The organism is Alishewanella sp. HL-SH05, assembly GCF_052655985.1.
On record NZ_CP199753.1, the window covers coordinates 2890426 to 2908023 of the forward strand.

Annotated in this window: 15 protein-coding genes; 2 read left to right on the forward strand and 13 right to left on the reverse strand. The window is 46.6% G+C overall.

Going from position 1 to position 17598, the window contains the following annotated elements; translation table 11 throughout:
- Nucleotides 1-2 precede the first annotated feature (2 nt).
- The 13 genes from fliM to ACUJFL_RS13315 form a co-directional block, all read right to left on the reverse strand.
- The gene (gene fliM, locus ACUJFL_RS13255) at nucleotides 3-1091 is read right to left on the reverse strand and encodes a flagellar motor switch protein FliM (RefSeq protein WP_306178082.1); all 1089 of its coding nucleotides are present in this window, start codon (nucleotides 1089-1091) and stop codon (nucleotides 3-5) included.
- A gap of 12 nt (nucleotides 1092-1103) precedes the next feature.
- Entirely contained in the window at nucleotides 1104-1622 is a 519-nt protein-coding gene (gene fliL, locus ACUJFL_RS13260) for a flagellar basal body-associated protein FliL (protein WP_445427746.1), read from the reverse strand.
- Nucleotides 1623-1767: 145 nt separating this feature from the next.
- The gene (locus ACUJFL_RS13265) at nucleotides 1768-4134 is read right to left on the reverse strand and encodes a flagellar hook-length control protein FliK (RefSeq protein ID WP_445427747.1); all 2367 of its coding nucleotides are present in this window, start codon (nucleotides 4132-4134) and stop codon (nucleotides 1768-1770) included.
- 93 nt (nucleotides 4135-4227) lie between these two features.
- Nucleotides 4228-4683 carry a flagellar export protein FliJ gene (gene fliJ / locus ACUJFL_RS13270; RefSeq protein ID WP_445427748.1) on the reverse strand — a complete coding sequence of 152 codons (456 nt, stop codon included), beginning with the start codon at nucleotides 4681-4683 and terminating at the stop codon, nucleotides 4228-4230.
- Nucleotides 4683-6026, reverse strand: a complete 1344-nt coding sequence (gene fliI, locus ACUJFL_RS13275) for a flagellar protein export ATPase FliI (RefSeq protein WP_226751828.1) — start codon at nucleotides 6024-6026, stop codon at nucleotides 4683-4685. The genes fliJ and fliI overlap by 1 nt, the downstream gene beginning before the upstream one ends.
- Nucleotides 6027-6076: 50 nt before the next feature.
- Nucleotides 6077-6880, reverse strand: coding sequence for a flagellar assembly protein FliH (gene fliH, locus ACUJFL_RS13280; RefSeq protein ID WP_226751827.1), 804 nt, complete (start codon nucleotides 6878-6880; stop codon nucleotides 6077-6079).
- 13 nt (nucleotides 6881-6893) lie between these two features.
- On the reverse strand, nucleotides 6894-7925 hold the full coding sequence (gene fliG, locus ACUJFL_RS13285) for a flagellar motor switch protein FliG (protein WP_371930731.1): 1032 nt from the start codon (nucleotides 7923-7925) through the stop codon (nucleotides 6894-6896).
- A complete protein-coding gene (gene fliF / locus ACUJFL_RS13290; protein ID WP_226751826.1) occupies nucleotides 7918-9627 on the reverse strand; it encodes a flagellar basal-body MS-ring/collar protein FliF in 1710 nt (569 codons plus the stop codon). Before fliF ends, fliG begins: the two co-directional genes overlap by 8 nt.
- Nucleotides 9628-9655: 28 nt before the next feature.
- Nucleotides 9656-9994: a flagellar hook-basal body complex protein FliE gene (fliE, locus tag ACUJFL_RS13295; RefSeq protein WP_226751825.1), complete on the reverse strand. Its 339-nt coding sequence runs from the start codon at nucleotides 9992-9994 to the stop codon at nucleotides 9656-9658.
- 174 nt (nucleotides 9995-10168) lie between these two features.
- Nucleotides 10169-11527, reverse strand: coding sequence for a sigma-54-dependent transcriptional regulator (locus tag ACUJFL_RS13300; RefSeq protein ID WP_445427749.1), 1359 nt, complete (start codon nucleotides 11525-11527; stop codon nucleotides 10169-10171).
- A gap of 4 nt (nucleotides 11528-11531) precedes the next feature.
- Entirely contained in the window at nucleotides 11532-12647 is a 1116-nt protein-coding gene (locus ACUJFL_RS13305) for a sensor histidine kinase (RefSeq protein WP_445427750.1), read from the reverse strand.
- A gap of 147 nt (nucleotides 12648-12794) precedes the next feature.
- The gene (locus ACUJFL_RS13310; protein WP_226751822.1) at nucleotides 12795-14258 is read right to left on the reverse strand and encodes a sigma-54 dependent transcriptional regulator; all 1464 of its coding nucleotides are present in this window, start codon (nucleotides 14256-14258) and stop codon (nucleotides 12795-12797) included.
- Nucleotides 14259-14385: 127 nt separating this feature from the next.
- Nucleotides 14386-15159 carry a flagellin gene (locus ACUJFL_RS13315; RefSeq protein WP_445427751.1) on the reverse strand — a complete coding sequence of 258 codons (774 nt, stop codon included), beginning with the start codon at nucleotides 15157-15159 and terminating at the stop codon, nucleotides 14386-14388.
- 272 nt (nucleotides 15160-15431) lie between these two features.
- Here ACUJFL_RS13315 and pseB point away from each other — a divergent pair, with 272 nt between their 5' ends.
- Both pseB and pseC read left to right on the forward strand, forming a co-directional pair.
- Complete coding sequence (gene pseB / locus ACUJFL_RS13320) at nucleotides 15432-16433, forward strand: UDP-N-acetylglucosamine 4,6-dehydratase (inverting) (protein ID WP_226751898.1); 1002 nt, start codon at nucleotides 15432-15434, stop codon at nucleotides 16431-16433.
- On the forward strand, nucleotides 16430-17596 hold the full coding sequence (gene pseC / locus ACUJFL_RS13325; RefSeq protein ID WP_445427752.1) for a UDP-4-amino-4,6-dideoxy-N-acetyl-beta-L-altrosamine transaminase: 1167 nt from the start codon (nucleotides 16430-16432) through the stop codon (nucleotides 17594-17596). The genes pseB and pseC overlap by 4 nt, the downstream gene beginning before the upstream one ends.
- Nucleotides 17597-17598 lie beyond the last annotated feature (2 nt).

Here is a 17598-nt window from a genome sequence, read left to right on the forward strand (position 1 = left end):
TGTTACCTTCTTTCCCGCTCACCGATATATAAATCGGCCTCTAATTCTGAAATATCTGCATCATTGTCTAAGCGACGGCCACCCTTGGTGAACACTTGTAGCTCAGACTTCACCGATTCAGGTCGCTTAATCTTCTCGGAAATCTTCAAGGCGACATTATCGCGAGAACGCCCCAGCTTCGCACGATACGTCGGTAAATCTTCTACCAGCACGGTAATATGCTCTGGCATTTCGACCGGAATAATATCGCCCGCTTTTAATTCCATGATTTGCCGCAGCGTTAAGTCAACTTCCAGCATTTTGGTGCTGAGATCGACTTTGACGTCCATAATTTCATCACGCAAGGCTCTAGACCAGCGTAAATCGGTGTCTTCTTTATCGCTTTGCACACCGGCATCTAACAACTCACGTATCGGTTCTAGCATCGAATAAGGCAGAGCAACGTGGAAATCACCGCCGCCGCCATCTAATTCAATATGAAATGAGCTGACCACCACGACTTCAGTGGGGCTGACGATATTCGCCATGGCGGGGTTTACTTCCGAGTCCAGATATTCAAACGACACATCCATTACTGGCGCCCAGGCTTCTTTATAATCTTCGAAAATGAGTTTTAATAACATTTGAATGATACGACGCTCGGTAGGCGTAAATTCACGCCCTTCAATTTTGGCATGATAGCGGCCATCACCACCAAAGAAGTTATCTACCAAGATAAATACTAGCCTTGCTTCCATGGTAATCAGGCCCGTACCTTTTAAAGGACGGAAACGCACCATGTTTAAACTGGTTGGCACAAATAGTGTGTGCACATATTCGCCGAATTTAATCATTTGCACGCCGTTAATCGATACTTCGGCAGTGCGGCGCATCATATTAAACAAGCTAATGCGCATGTGCCGAGCAAAACGCTCGTTTACCATCTCAAGCGTAGGCATCCGACCACGGACGATACGATCCTGCGAAGAGAAGTCGAATTGAATAGATTGACGCCCTTCTGTGGCTTCAATCCCTTCGATATCTTCTTCTTCTACGTCATCGACACCATGTAATAGCGCATCAATTTCATCTTGGGACAATAAATCGGACACGGTTGCTCACTCTTATTGCATAACAAAACCGGTAAATAGCACTTCGGCTATTACCACAGAACCCACCACATCCAGCATGGCGTTTTGTAAATCAATTAACGCTTTATTTTTTAATTCTTCTTTGCCTGTAGCTGAAATCAATTCGTCAGCATTAGCAGCACTAAAGGTGGCTAATAAGGCGCTTTCAATTAACGGAATATTCTTGAGCGCCAACGCTTGGTTTGCTTCGCCTCGCACCATTAATTGCACCCGGATTTGCACTAAGCGATCTCGCGATAAACCGGCTACATTAAATACAAATGACCGCGGCAATTGCACATAAAGCGCCGTGCCCTGCACCACCGATGTACCGTCGGCAGCAGTTCCACCACCTTCTTCAGTCACTTCAGTACTGGCAGCGGGTGTATCTGAACCCATAAAGAAAAAATAACCGCCACCGGCACCCGCTAATACCACCACGAGCGCAATAAGCATCATAAGCTTTTTCTTTTTGGCTCCCTGATCAACAATCTCTAACTCATTATCTGCCATTCTGTATGGCTCCCTTTGCCGTCAAAAAACTGACTAAATTACTGGTATTATGCTCACCTGTCACGGCTGTTGTAAACGAAAAGCCGTGATAACTGTGAAATCGACTTACTTTCAGCCGCCAAACGGCTAAACCATCTCAGTCTGCTTAGGCATAGTAATCCACGATACGCTCACTATGTTGTACCTCGACACTGCGCTCTTGCACTGGGCCATCAATATCATCAAACAGCGCCGAACCTTGGCCCTGGCCTTGCTGCGAGCCAGAATCAGCAGATTGCCGGTCTTGTCGCGATTGCTGTTGCACCTGACCTTCGCCTAATTGAATGCCCTGTTGTTGCAATAATTCACGTAATCTCGGCATTTGTTGCTCTAATAGCTCTTTAGCATGGGCTTGTTGCACTATAAACTGCACCGATGCTTGTTCTTGCTGTAAATTAACGCGAATTTGCATTTGCCCCAATTCGGCGGGATCTAAACGAATATCCGCCACCTGAATATTTTGCCTTACCATAATTTGCACGCGTTCCCGTAACTGGCCGGCCGCATCTTGCTGTAATTGTAGCTGCTGCATACTGGTGGGTAAGGTTGCTACAGGGGCTTTGCTTTGATGAGCGCGCGTTTGTTGTTCTAAAGCGCCAGTGAAACCCTCAGCACGCAGCATATTATTAGCTAATTCACTTGCTGTCGGTGAGCTGCTACTGGCGACTGGCACGTTATTCGCTTGCTGCGCCAAACTCACTTCTAGGTTTACCGCGGCAAACTGACGAGCATCTTGGCGTTGCTGGCCCGATTGCTCATGTTGTTGCTCGCTGTTGGTGGCATTTTTGGCCACATTCTCAAGGGTGTTTAACTTGATGTTTGCGGCGGTCTCGACACTGGCTGTAGGCACTTTAGTTAACTCGGCTGTCGGGGCAGTGACAATAATAGGCTCAGCTTGATCTTCCGTCACAGTATTTAGCGAAACAGGTTGTAACGGCGCACTTTGCATAGCCGCAGTTGCTGCGCTCTGATCGCTTGAAGGTATCGCGGTAGAATTTACTGCCGAGACGCTCGCCTGCGGCGTCTCTACCTGACTGGTTTTGCTATTTAGGCTGTTACTGGCGGCCAATTGTGTCTCTAAGTCGGCTAACGCCTGCTCGGTTTGCTCCGCTTCAGCGGTCAAAATGTCGGCGTTACTGTCATTTTGCTGAGCTGCAGCGGCCAGTGAACTGACGGGTTGACTCGCTATGGTGTTGACAGAGTTGCTCTGACTAGCCATCTTATTTAAAGCGCCGGTTTCAGATTGATTACTGGCCGCTGACTTAATAGTAACCGCTTGCTCTGGCAACGTAATGCGCGAGTTTTCTAGCTCAAGGTCAACTGAGCTAAGCTCAGCGGTTTGTAAGCTTTGTTCATTTTGTTGTTTTGCCGTTAACGCTTGAACCGTTTGCTCATCCAGCACCGCTTTGGTCTCTGCCTTTACTGCTAAAGGCTCTAACGACGCCAGCGCTGCGGCTTTATCGGCCGCTTTCTCTGGCGCAACATCACCTAAGTTTGAGTCAATAACCTCGGTCAGCGCCGCATCATCCGTTATCGGGATAATCGGCGTGAGGCGATCAGTCACTGGGCTGTCATTTAGCGTAAATTGTGAGGCACTGGTTTTTTGCTTTAAGGCTAACAATGCCGCAGCTTGCGCTTGCTCATCCTGCTGAGCTTGAGTAAGCGCTTTATCACTCACGGTAGTTGCTGCCGCTGAGGCATTACTCAATGCCGATTTCGCGCTATCATGACCAAGCGCTGTGGCCTTTTGCTCGTCGCTTGACGAGAGCTTAGCTAATACGGCTGCATTGGTGTCTATTACATCGGTTGCTGCTGCATTTGACGCTTGCTGTTCAGCAGTTAGTGCCTCTTTGGGTAGCATACTCGCGGCCAATTGTGCCGCAGTAAAAGTGTTTAATTCAACATCGCCAGCAGGCATGTCTAAACTAAAAAACTGCGCATCTACTTCGCTAAAAAGGCTATCTTCGGGTAAGGGTACAGGCCCGATAGTTTGAAAATCTGGTTTGGGTTGAATTTGAAAAAACTCAGCGGCCACCTGCGCTCGGTAACGCAACTGTGTACTGGTATCCGTAGATTGTTTAATTAACCCCAACCACTGCTCAGCAATATCTAAATCAGGGGCGAGTTCGCTTAATGCGTCAATGCTATCCAATAGCATGGGATCGGTTAACATTTTCGGCTCAGCAACAACTGCACGATTATCGGCTGTCGTTACAGCAGGCTTAGTAATGCTAGACTTTGTGGACTCGCTGCTTTCTATAGAAGTCGCTTGAGCTTTGTCAGCTTGACGCGAATTGGCGGCAACATTTTGCCCTGCAGTACTCTTTTGTTGCTTATCTTGCAGCAATTGTTGAAACACGCCGGCTTGCTGCGCACTGGCCGGATCATTAAATTGCCCAGCCGCAGCCTGCTCGCCAGAAGGCGTGCTGTCTAAGCCGTTAAACATTAGGAAAAACTGTAAGCCTTGAGTCATCTGTTACTCCGCATGCATCTAAGCTGCTGTGTAAGCCTATTTATATGCAAATACCATACAAAAACCGCGCCACTTTTAACTGTTTGTAATGGTTTAGTACTGCTCTGTCTGTTTAGTACGTTGATAAAAACGTTGCGCCGCGTATTCATCGGCCAGTTTTTGTTGTTGTTTTTCTGCTAGTTGAAATTCTTTTTGTCGAGCTTGTTCAATCAAGATCTCTAAAGCTTTACGCTTGGTCTGCATTTTTAACCAGGTTTGCCGCCGCTGCTCTGCTGCGTTACGATTTTGCTGTACTACCCGACCTTGCTGAGTTAATGCCTGATCTAACTTACTGATAAAACTTACATACTGATTATATTGGCGACCACCGAGGCCGGCACTGCCTTGCTGCAAGCTTTGCTGAATATATTCAGTGCGATAATCGGCTAAGCCTTGATATTTTTGCTCAGCCTGCACAAACGCTTGCTGTGCTCGTACAAATTGCGCCTGCAAGGTTTCCTCACGCTCTTTTTGTACTTTAATTAACAACGTTAAACGTTCATTGGCCATTAGTTAGCTCGCTTCGGTTGGGGAGCCAACTGACTAAGCAGCGTCAGACACTCATCATATTGCACAATTTCTTTCATGCCTTGCTGTAAGAAGGTATTGATGCGCGGCAACATGTTGATGGCCAAATCTAACTGCGGATCACTGCCTCGAACATAAGCGCCTATGGCAATTAAATCTTTGCTTTGCTGATAACTGGCATATAACTGCTTAATACTGCGCGCCATCAATTGGTGTTGCTCGCTGGTTACCGCGGGCATGACTCGACTGATCGATTTTTCAATATCAATTGCCGGGAAGTGCCCGGCATCGGCAAGACTGCGCGACAGCACAATGTGGCCATCTAAAATCGCACGTGACGCATCGGCGATCGGATCTTGTAAATCATCACCCTCTGATAGCACGGTATAAAAAGCGGTTATTGAGCCTTGATTGCCCGAGCCATTACCTGCACGTTCAACCAGCGCCGGTAATTTGGCGAACACTGAGGGTGGATAGCCCTTCGTGGCGGGTGGCTCACCAACGGCCAGGGCAATTTCGCGCTGCGCTTGGGCATAACGCGTAATAGAGTCAATCAGCAGTAATACATCAAGGCCTTGATCACGAAAATACTCGGCAACTTGCACCGCCGTTTCACAGCCTTTTAAACGCATTAACGGTGACACATCGGCCGGTGCGGCAACTACGACAGAGCGTTTCTTACCTTCTTCACCTAAAATTTCATCGATAAATTCCTTTACTTCGCGTCCCCGCTCACCTACTAAGCCCACCACAATGACATCCGCAGCCGTGCCGCGCGTCATCATGCCCAGCAGCACACTTTTACCAACGCCAGAGCCGGCAAATAAGCCCATACGCTGCCCCTTACCAACGGTTAAAATGGCGTTAATAGAGCGGATCCCGACATCTAGCGGCTGTTTAATTGGCCGCCGATGTAGCGGATTTATCGGTTTACCTTTACCTGTAGCATAGTGTGTTGCTGTAATTGGCCCTTTGCCATCCAGCGGTTGGCCTACACCATCAATTACCCGCCCCAGCAATGCCATGCTGAGCGGCACACCTTTGTGCTGCAACAGCGGCGTGACCCGAGCGCCCGGCACCACGCCGTCAATATCATCTTGCGGCATTAAAAACACGCGCTCTTGGGCAAAACCCACCACTTCCGCCATAATTTGGCCGCGAGCACTGTCGACTAAACAGGCTTGGCCAATAGCCGCGCTGCAGCCCACGGCTTCCAGCGTTAAGCCAACTACACGCACTAAGCGGCCAGAAACCATCGGCCGGCTCTGATGTATATACTGATGTTGCTGCTTAACACGGTTAAGCAAGCTGACAGGTTCAGTCATAAAACCCCTGTGTTGTGCTGCACAAGCAGCATTGTCAGATAAAAAGCGGTTTACTCTGGAGAGGACTGATGCAGGAAGTGTTCCAAGCTGCTTTGTAGACGTTGCGTCAAACTTCTGTCGACACTGGATTTTTCGGCTTCTACCAAGCAACCGCCTTGTTCTACCAATGGCTCAGCACGTAATTGCCATTGGCGTTGCTGTAAATCATCTGCAGAATAATGTTCGCGGATAATGGCTAAATCATCTGGATGCAGTTTAATCAGCAGTTGACCCGCTTGCATCGGTAAGGCCGCAGTGGCTTCTTGCAAGGCTTGCAAAATCACCTGAGGATTGGTTTTGACTTCAACGCCGATCACTACTTTGGCCATTGCTAAAGCTAACTCGGTTAATGCCTGCTCAACTTGCTGATTTAAATCGGCCAGCGGTTGCTGTAATTGTTCGATTAACGCCGTTAGTTGCGCCAATTTTTCATCGATATCGGGCTGCGCCGCCGCTAGGCCTTGTTTTTTGCCTTCAGCCAAACCTTGCGTTAAGCCATCTTGTTGCCCTTGTTCACGGCCTTCGTTGTACCCCTTACTAAAGCCTTCGTCTTTACCCTCGGTAAAGCCTTCATCATAAGCAGATTGCCGCAGTTGCTCCATATCGGCCGCAGTCAGCGGTTTAAAGCTTTCTTCTTCCTCGGCTGGGTCAGAGGTCGTCGTTGGGCTTGGGCGTCGTAAATTCAGCGCATTAGTATGCCCTGGCAGCATTTCGGTATCTGCCGTCATATCGGGGGTATCCCAGGTTTGCAGCAAATCAGAAACCGCTTCGTCAGGCGAAAAAGGTTTTTTATATCGAAACGCATCTTTACTCATCTAGCCCTCGCGTTTAAACGAATTCTTCGCCACCGCCGCCGCCTAACATAATTTCACCGGCATCAGACAAGCGTCGTGCCACCGATAAAATCTCTTTTTGCGCGGTTTCAACTTCACTTACCCGAACTGGGCCCATCGCTTCTAGATCGTCTTGTAATAATTCAGCGGCGCGTTTCGACATGTTCTTCAAGATTTTCTCTTTCAGATTCTCATCGGTGCCTTTTAAGGCTCTCATTAATACATCTTGTTGTACTTCACGCAGAATGGCTTGGATACCACGATCATCAACGTCAATCAGGTTTTCAAACACAAACATCAGATCTTGAATTTGTTGCGCCATTTCTTCGTCATGCTCACGGATAGAATCCATCAGCTGACCTTCTAAGTTGGTATCTAGGTAGTTCAAGATATCGGCCGCTGCTTTTAAGCCACCCATTTTCGCGGTTTGTGCACCCGCTTGACCGGCAAATTGTTTCTCCATAATCTCATTCAACTCTTGCAACGCAGCGGGTTGAACTTCTTCAAGGTTTGCAATACGCATGGTTAAGTCCAATCGCACTTTTTCTGAAAACTGCGATAAAATTTCTGCCGATTGCTCTGGCTCTAAATAAGATAAAACGATAGTTTGAATTTGCGGGTGCTCGTTGCGAATAATATTGGCAACCTGCTTTGAATCCATCCATTTTAACGAGTCGAGGCCGCGGGCCCCTCCACCAAGAACAATTTGGTCAATCAGATTTGCCGCTTTCTCTTCACCTAACGCCGCCGTTAATGCTCGCTTGATAAACTCTTCGCTTTGGAAACCAATGGTGCTGAAATTCTGAATCTGTTCGATAAAGCGCCGATGTACCGCTGAAATCTTAGCTTGATTCAAATCAGTAGTTTGCGCCATCGCCATACCAACCCGCTGTACCTGCTTCGGCTCTAAATGCTTAAGAATTTGCGCGGCGTCTTCTTCTGACAAACTCAGTAATAAGATAGCGGCCTTTTCGACACCATCTAACTTATTGACATCAAAGATTTTAACTTCTTTTTTCTCATTCATCTTCAGATAACCAATTCTTAACTACCAATGAGGACAGCTCTGGTTCGTTTGCCACTAAGGCACGCACCGCTCTTAATAAATCTTCGTCACCATGTAAATCGGGTAACATCAGGGTGCCATCTGGAGCAAATCCGACTGACTTCTCATCAAATTGTGCCACAGCTATATCGTCATCATTACCCAGATCTAAACCATTTGTCATAGCTTGTTCATCATAAGTATCAACGGTTTCAGTTGGGTTCATGAGTTTTTTCAGCATTGGCAGCACAATAAAGAGTAGCAGCACAATGATAACCAAACCACCCATTACCAACTTAACGACTTGCAAGAACCAATCTTGTTCATAAATCGGCACATCAGATAATGCTTCGACTTGTTCACGAACGAAAGGCACCGAAATCACTTCAATAGTATCGCCGCGCTGAACATCAAAGCCAACGCCACCTTGTAATAAACGGCGAATATTCTCTAATTCTGCTTGCGCCATCGGAGTGGCGGGGCCAAGGGTGCCGTCGTCTTGAGGGACGCCTTGTTTATAATCGACCGCAACCGACACACTTAAGCGACGTATAACACCACTTTGCTGAGTGGTATGGCTAATTGTAGTATCAAGCTCAAAGTTACGAGTAGATTCACGACTATTGCGCCCCGGGATCACCGCTTGTGAACTGCCCCCAGTAGCTTGTTCAGGAATTGCCGAAGGCATAGGCGGTTGATTGGACAATGCGCCAGGAATACCGCCACTGCCGCCGCCAACGCTGTTTTCTTCAATCACCATTTCGCTGCGAATTGCTGGTAAATCTGGGTTATAGCGTTTTTGGGTTTGCTCAACAGCGGTAAAGTCCATCATTAAATCCACTTGCGCAGTATAATTTCCCATGCCCAGTACCGGTAATAAGATGGAATCAACTTTCTGACGATACTCATCTTCACGACTACGTTGCATTTCTAATTCACGACGATTGCGGGCTGAACTGCCACTTTGAGAACCGCTATTTAGTAAACGGCCATTTTGATCGGTAACGGTGACACGACTTGGCTCTAAACTTTGTACGGCTGAAGCAACTAAATCGACAATCGCATCAACTTCACTATCGCGGATCACTCGGCCGCCACGTGCAGTGACTAAGACCGTGGCGGACGGTAAGGATTGTTGTCGAGCAAACACGTTTTCTTTAGGAATAGCCAGTAGTACCCGAGCTCTGGCAATACTTTGAAGCTCTTCAATAGTTCTCGCTAGCTGTTGCTCACGGCTGTGTTTTAGCCGTTCCATTTCTAAACGTTGACTCACCCCAAAACCGCTGTCTTGTAATAAAAACTCGGTACCCAATGACGGTTCTTGGTTTAAACCTGCACGAGACAAACCTAAGCGCACATCTTGTAAAGAATCTTCAGGCACTAAAATAACGTTACCTTCTAATTTGTATTTCACTTTTTGCGCGTCTAAATGATCGAGCGTTTGGATAAGCTCCTGCGTGTTGTAAGTGCCTAGTGGCCGCATTTCAGGGGTTTTAGCCCACAGGATAATCAAGATGGCGATGCCCAAACAAATAGTTAACGCCACGATCAACGTCACCTGTCTTAGCAAATCACCACTTCCACCCAGGGAACTTAAAAAGCCCGCCTTGTTTTGCGCTTGATTGTCATTACTAAAATCGGTGTTGGTTAACGCCAGTTCTGTCGATTGATTATCTGCCACCATACTTCTCCTGCTTGCGCTGTCTGTCTAATTAGACCGGCATCGACATAATTTCTTTATAGGCTTCGACCACTTTATTACGAACTTGCACGGTCGCTTCGAAAGCCAAAGAGGATTTTTGTGATGCAATCATGGCTTGCGCCAATGACACCTTTGGATCGCCCAATTCAACGGCATTTCGCATTGCACCAGCTTGTTGCTGTATTTCATTAACACTGCCTAGCGCGTTTTTAAACAAGGTAGAAAAATCTGACTGGCTGCTGTTTGTCGGCTGCACCGCCATGCTTGGATCGGCTTCGAAGGGCAAAGCACGTGCTTGGGTTGCCATGCTTTGCATTTGGGCATATAACGCCTGACCTTTAATTTCCATAATGCTGCCTGTCAAAATTTTGTTATTTACGAGGATATAACAGACTAAGCAGAAGTTGTGCCAACTCGCCAAACACAGGGAAAACAGGGGTTATAACAAGATAGCCTTACGCAGCATCGGCATTCGTTGCCAAGCAGCGTAAGGCTTTGTAGTGAAATGACGTATGAAGCTCGCTTAAGCCGGAATATCAATACCTGACTCGCGCATCCGCGCTAATTTGTAACGCAAGGTGCGATCACTGATACCAAGTTTTTCTGCTACGTCTTTGCGTTTAAAAGCACAAGCCTGTAGCGTGGCGAGAATAAGCTTATGCTCTTGCTCATGAATTTCAGTTTTAAAATCAGTGGTATCAGCCATCGTTGAACTCACACCTTGCACCCGCGGCACGGCACTTTGCCCGAGTGAACCCGGCACTTCTAATAAAATATCAGCCGCCGCAATCTCAATACCGCCTTGTAAAATTAAAGCACGCTGGATCACATTATCGAGCTCGCGCACATTCCCTGGCCAGCTGTGCTGGGTTAAACGCTGCTTAGCCGCTTTACTCAACTGGCAGGTTGGCCGTTGTTGTTTATGGCAATGCCGGCGCAATAAATGCTCCGCCAATGGCACAATATCTTCCGGGCGCTGGGCTAATGCAGGCCAACTTAACGGAAAGACATTTAAACGATAATACAAATCTTCACGAAACAGGCCATCGGCTACCGCTTGAGCAAGCTCTCGATTACTGGTGGCTAAAATGCGCACATCCAACTTAATAGTCTTACGACTGCCCAACCGCTCTACTTCGCGCTCTTGTAGCACTCGTAAGAGTTTAACCTGCAAATTCATCGGCATTTCAGTAATTTCATCCAGCAGGATGGTACCGCCTTGTGCTTGTTCAAATTTACCTGGACACGCCACCACCGCGCCGGTAAACGCACCCTTTTCGTAACCAAATAGGGTAGATTCCAACATATTATCGGGGATCGCTGCGCAGTTAATGGCGATAAAAGGCTCAGCTGCACGGGCTGATTGTTGATGAATATACCGTGCCAGCACTTCTTTTCCCGAGCCACTGGGGCCTAAGATCATCACACTGGCTTCAGAATGCGCCACCCGCTCGGCCAATTGTAACAAGGCTTTGCTCTGCTCGGCCGCGGCAATCGGCGTAAAGCTGTCTGTTGGCTCAGCGACCACATAACGCGCTACCGTACTGACCAGCACCTCAGGTGAAAACGGTTTCGATAAATAATCAATCGCCCCTAAACGAATCGCCTCAACCGCATCTTGCACAGTGGCATAGGCCGTCATCATCAGTACGGGTAATTGCGGATATTGTTCGCGTAAGGTTTTTAACAAGGTTAAACCGGATACCGAGCCCATTTGCACGTCACTGATCACCAGCTGCACACTTTGTTTTTTTAATAGCAGCAAGGCTTCTTCGGCACTGGCGGCACTGAGCACCTGATAATTAGCCAAACTCAGTGTATCGATTAAGGCTTCGCGTAAACCGGCATCATCTTCCACAATTAATATTTTCAGATCTGACATGGCATTACTCCTTAGTCTTAGCAGCTGAGGCACTATGATGAATAGGTAAGCTGATCTCAAAACAGGCGCCACTTAACGCGCCCTCTGGCCTTGCTGCTAAATCAACATAATGAATACTGCCCTGATGGCTATGGACCACCGCATGCACAACCGCTAAACCTAAACCACTGCCACCGGCTTTATTGCTATAAAACGGCTCAAACATCTGCGCTTGCACGGCTGGGGGAATACCCGGGCCATTATCACTAAATTGCCAAGTTAACTGCCCTGCCTTGCCGATTTGCTGCGCTAAGCACAATTGCGCGTTATCGCCTGCGGCTTGTAAGCTGTTATGCAATAAGTTTAATAAGGCTTCTACCAGGCTGTTTTTATTGCCTAGTAAAGATAATTGCGGTGAGGTTAAACTGATCTTAAGAGTGGCATGATGATGGCTAAGCAAAGCTTCACTGCGCAATTCCAGCTCGTCCATCAATTTCTGTAATGTTATGCTAGCCACGGCTTGTGCCGTACCTGAGCGCGCAAATAACAGCATATCGTTCACCTGCTGCTCTAAATCGTGCAAGCGCGCCAGTAACTTATCTTGGAATTGTTCACGTGATTGATTAGGCAGTTTTGGGCTACGTAAATTCTCTGCATACAGCATGGCAGAAGATAAAGGGGTGCGAATTTGATGCGCGAGCGTCGCCATCATTTTACCCAGCGTGGATAAACGCTGCAGATGACTTAAACGATTTTGCAGCTCACGCGTTTCGGTGAGATCGGTCAGCACAATAAGTTGCCCAGAGTCTGGCGTTATAGCACTGATTTGCAGTTTTACGCGCCGGCCATCCGTTAACGACACTTCTAGACCATCATCACTGCGAGGTCGAAAGCAGCGGTTAATCACATTAAGCCATGATTCACCGAGCAAAGGCTCGCCAAGCATCTCTACCGCGACATGATTCACTTCAATCACGCGGCCCCAACCATCAAGCAACACCACGCCGGAGGGTAAGCATTGCAGAATGTGTTTTAACCGCTGCTCTTGCGAGCGCGCACTGCTTTTTGCTGGCGCGATCAAAGGATGCACAGTCGCACTTGATACTTCATTCAAGTGGCTGGTTGCGGTTAATACTGACATAGAGTGGCTCCTGCTGCTAAGGGCCAACGGCGAAGCAGTTGGCGGATCTTAACAGGAGCAATGCAGAGAATGTGCCATGATTAAATCATTGAGTTTAAACAGCTTTATGCGTCAACAATCTGACAGCAGGCTCAAAGTGCTGCAGAGTTACTCTTCTTTACCTAAATTGTATTTACGCATTTTTTCAACCAAGGTGGTGCGGCGCAAACCTAAAATATCGGCTGCCCGTGCCACTACAAAATCGTGGCGCTCTAGTGCTTGGGAAATAAAACGAATTTCTAATTCAGCGAGAAACTCTTTTAAATCTAAGCCTTCTTCCGGCAAGGTATCTTGAGTGATAACAGAGGTAAATGTAGCGACTGTCTCAAAACCGGCGGCCTCCTCACTGTCGCTGCTGTCATCGCTTTGAAATAACGCATTTAACAGATCACGCTCTTGTAACGCTTCTGGATACACCGGCTGATAAGATTCAACATCTAGGTGCTGATATTTTTTCGGTAGCTCGGCCACATCGACGATCTGATCCGGATACATAATCACCATACGTTCGAGCAAATTAGCCAACTCGCGCACATTACCTGGCCAACTGTGTAGCTTTAAACTGTCGAGTGCGCGTTCAGTAAACTTCACTTTTGCTTGATGTGCGGCATATTGGCGGTTAAGTAATTCAGTAATTAAAATCGGTAAATCGTCTGCACGATCGCACAGCGCAGGCGTATCGATAGGAAACACATTTAAACGGTAATATAAATCTTCCCGAAAACCGCCGTCTGTAATCATCACTTCTAAATCGCGATGGGTTGCCGCAATAATTCTCACATCGGCTTTCAGGGTTTGGCTGCCACCTACGCGCTCAAAAATCCGCTCTTGCAACACCCGCAGCAATTTCACTTGCATGGGCTGTGGCATATCACCAATTTCATCTAAAAATAAGGTGCCGCCTTGTGCTAACTCAAAACGGCCTTTGCGGGTAGAAATAGCCCCAGTAAAGGCGCCTTTTTCATGACCAAATAACTCACTTTCTAACAATTCAGCCGGAATTGCCCCGCAATTAATTGGCACAAAGGGCCCATTGGCGCGGTTCGATAATAGATGAATATTCCGAGCGACCACTTCTTTACCGGTACCTGAAGGCCCTAATACCAGCACATTCGCTTCAGTTTTGGCCACTTGCTGGATCAAAAAACGAATTTTTTGCATGGCCGGTGTTTGCCCAACCATGCCATCGAAGCGCACTTGATTATCTTGCTGTTTGTGGGTGGGTAATAAGCGATGGTACTGCTGCGCATCGCGCAAAAGCTGCGTTAAGCTATTATAGGAAAAAGGCTCACTTAACACGCCAATCACGTTGGCCTGCTCTAATAAATAACTTTGGCTGTCACCTATAACTAAAAACGCACTTGCCGGAAATTGCCGAATAATCGCACTGGCATCTAATTGATCGGTCGCCCCTAACACAACCACCGAAGCCGGATGATGTTGTAGGGTATTGGCTAAATCATCAGGGCTAACAAGCTGATGAGCTTCACCAATAAAACTGCAGACGGTAGACAAACGCTCACAGCGATTTAGTTGTAAATCAACCAGATAAAGATGAGGGTTATCAGACATAAGCGCACAGTTTATAAGTATAATTGACTTTATTGTACAAGCTGTGTGCAGCCTTGCAAGGTAAAACGCTAATTTTTTGACAGGGCGTCAAAAAATTAGCGTTTAGTAAAATGAAGCATCATCCTGTTTAACTTAACAGCGACAGCGCCTGCTCTGAACTCACGCGCGCTTGCATGGCCACATTCACCGAGCTTTGCGATAAAATATTATTCGCCGCCCGCTCACTGCTAGCTTTGGCATAATCAAGATCAGCAATACGTGAACGCGCTTCAGAGGTGGCAACTTGCTGACCTGATATCGCACGAGAAGCACTATCAAAGGCATTAATGCTAGCCCCGACCTCAGTTTGCAACGCATTTAACTGCTCTGCCACAGCGCGCACGGTTGTCAGCGTTTGTGGCTGAGTTAAATCAATACTGAACAAGTTTTGACTGTTCAGCGCTGCGCCTAAGTCTTGGGTTTGTAATTGTAGATTGCTATTGCCAGCATTAAAGCTAAGCGCCGTATCTTCAAAAAGTTTCTTACCGGCAAACTCCGTGGTTAAACCTTGTTGGATATTAGCCAAATAACCGTTCGCTTCGCTTTGCAGCGCTTGTTTGTCAGCATCGCTGTAAATGCCATTACCGGCTGCAATTGCCAACCGCTCAATTTCATTCACGTTATCGCTAACTCCTTGCACCGCTTGCTCATAAACCCGCGCAAAAGCAACACCATCGGCAATATTTCGCTGCCCTTGCTGCTGACCGTTTATCGCGCTGTTCAACCGATTACTGATTTGCAACCCCGCCGCATCATCGGCAGCGCTGGTAATACGCTTACCACTGGCTTCTTGCTGGGCTAATTTCTGTTGTTGCTGCAACACATTATTTAAGATGTTATTGCTTGGCGTTGTAATTTTCATCAGCATGCCTCGTTATCAAATCTTAATTAAGTTTAGCCCTAAAGTGGTGTTAACTCAAATGAGTGACACTGTCAAAATACTTGCAGAAACATCTTAAGGCCCTACTTAAAATACAACTGCAGCGATTAACTTGCATCTGCTCAGAAACGGGTTAAACTAATTTAACTGACCTGCTGTTTTTACAAGACTTTTTATATTTTTGCTTTAGAGTAATTACAAATGGCATGTCTTATGCTTTACCGTAAATAACGAGAAAAATGGGTGGGCAGACAATGTTTGATGGTAAAACGATCCTAATCACTGGCGGTACCGGCTCTTTCGGGCATAAATATACCCAAACGCTTATTGACCGCTTTAAACCAAAAAAAATCATCATTTATTCACGCGATGAACTGAAACAATATGAGATGCAGCAAAGATTTAACCAAAGCTGCATGCGTTATTTTATTGGTGATGTCAGGGATGGTGACCGTTTAGTTAGAGCGATGCATGGTGTTGATTACGTTATACATGCCGCTGCACTGAAGCAAGTTCCCGCAGCAGAATATAACCCTACTGAATGTATCAGAACTAATATCAATGGTGCAGAAAATGTGATTAATGCCGCAATCGACTGTAATGTTGAAAAAGTCATTGCCCTCTCCACTGATAAAGCCGCTAACCCAGTTAATTTATATGGTGCCACCAAACTCGCTTCTGACAAATTATTCGTCGCCGCAAATAATATGGTGGGAGGAAGTCGCCCCCGTTTCTCTGTTGTGCGCTACGGTAATGTTGTAGGCTCTCGTGGTTCAGTTGTTCCTTTCTTTCAACAACTGATTGATAACGGCAGCGACCATCTGCCGGTTACCCATCAAGATATGACACGCTTTTGGATTAGTTTGCAGCAAGGCGTAGATTTTGTATTGAAGAACTTTGAACGGATGCTTGGCGGTGAGATCTTCGTACCCAAAATACCCTCTATCCGCATTACTGATTTAGCCAAAGCTATGGCCCCTGATTTACCCATTAAAATTGTCGGCATTCGCCCTGGTGAAAAGTTACATGAAATGATGTGTCCGGGTGACATGTCCTATCATACTTACGAGTTTTCAGACCATTTTGTGATTGCGCCTGCAATTAAGTTTTTTAATCGCAGTAATGACTTTACTTCTAACGGGCTTAACGAACAAGGCCAACCCGTTGAAGATGGCTTTGAGTATGTTTCTGACACTAACCCAGATTTTTTATCCGTTGCCCAAATTGCACAATTTAATTTGGAAGCGGCTCTATGATCCCTTATGGTAAGCAGCAACTCGATGCCGAAGATATCGCGGCAGTCACAACAGTATTACACTCAACCTGGCTAACTCAAGGGCCACAAGTTCCCGCTTTTGAGCAAGCTATCAGTGAATATTGTGGGGCGAATCACGCAGTAGCCGTAAACAGCGCTACTTCAGCTTTGCATATTGCTTGTTTAGCTCTTGGCGTTGGACCTGGTGATCGTGTCTGGACTTCCCCCATTTCCTTTGTCGCCTCGGCAAATTGTGCATTGTATTGTGGTGCAACTGTCGACTTTGTCGATATCGACCCTAATACCGCCAACATGAGCATTCACGCGTTAGAAGAAAAGCTTGTTGAAGCGAATAAAAGCAACATGCTACCCAAACTGGTGATCCCGGTGCATTTTGCAGGTCAATCCTGTGAAATGGAAAAAATCGCAATATTGGCTTCGAAATACGGTTTTAAGGTTATCGAAGATGCATCGCATGCTATTGGCGCTCAATATCAAGATAGACCAGTGGGCAGTTGTCAGTATTCTGACATCTGTATTTTTAGTTTTCACCCGGTAAAAATTATTACTTCTGGTGAAGGTGGCATGGCGTTAACGAATCAGAGCGATTTAGCGCGTAAAATGCAAATGTTGCGCAGTCATGGGATTACTTCAGAAAGTGAAGAGTTCACGGAAGAAAGTCACGGCCCCTGGTATTATCAACAACTGCTGTTAGGGTTTAACTATCGGATGACCGATATCCAAGCCGCTTTAGGTCTAAGCCAATTTAAAAAATTAACGCAATTTATCACTGCACGTAACACATTAGCTTTGCAATATAATCAACTACTGCATGCACACCCCAGTATTATCCCTTTGCAAGTGCAGGCTGCTTGTTATAGCAGTTACCATCTGTATATCGTTAAACTATCAGGAATAACTCCCGATAAACATAAAGCCTGTGTGGAACATTTACGCAATAAAGGTATTGTCGGCCATGTGCACTATATTCCGATTTATCTCCAGCCGTTTTATAAAAAGATGGGCTTTCAAAGAGGTTATTGCGAACAAGCCGAACACTATTATCAACAAGCGATTACCTTGCCATTGTTTCCCGAATTAACAACTGAGCAGCAGTTTTACATAATACAAGAGCTTATTTATGCATCAACGCAGATTGCATAAAT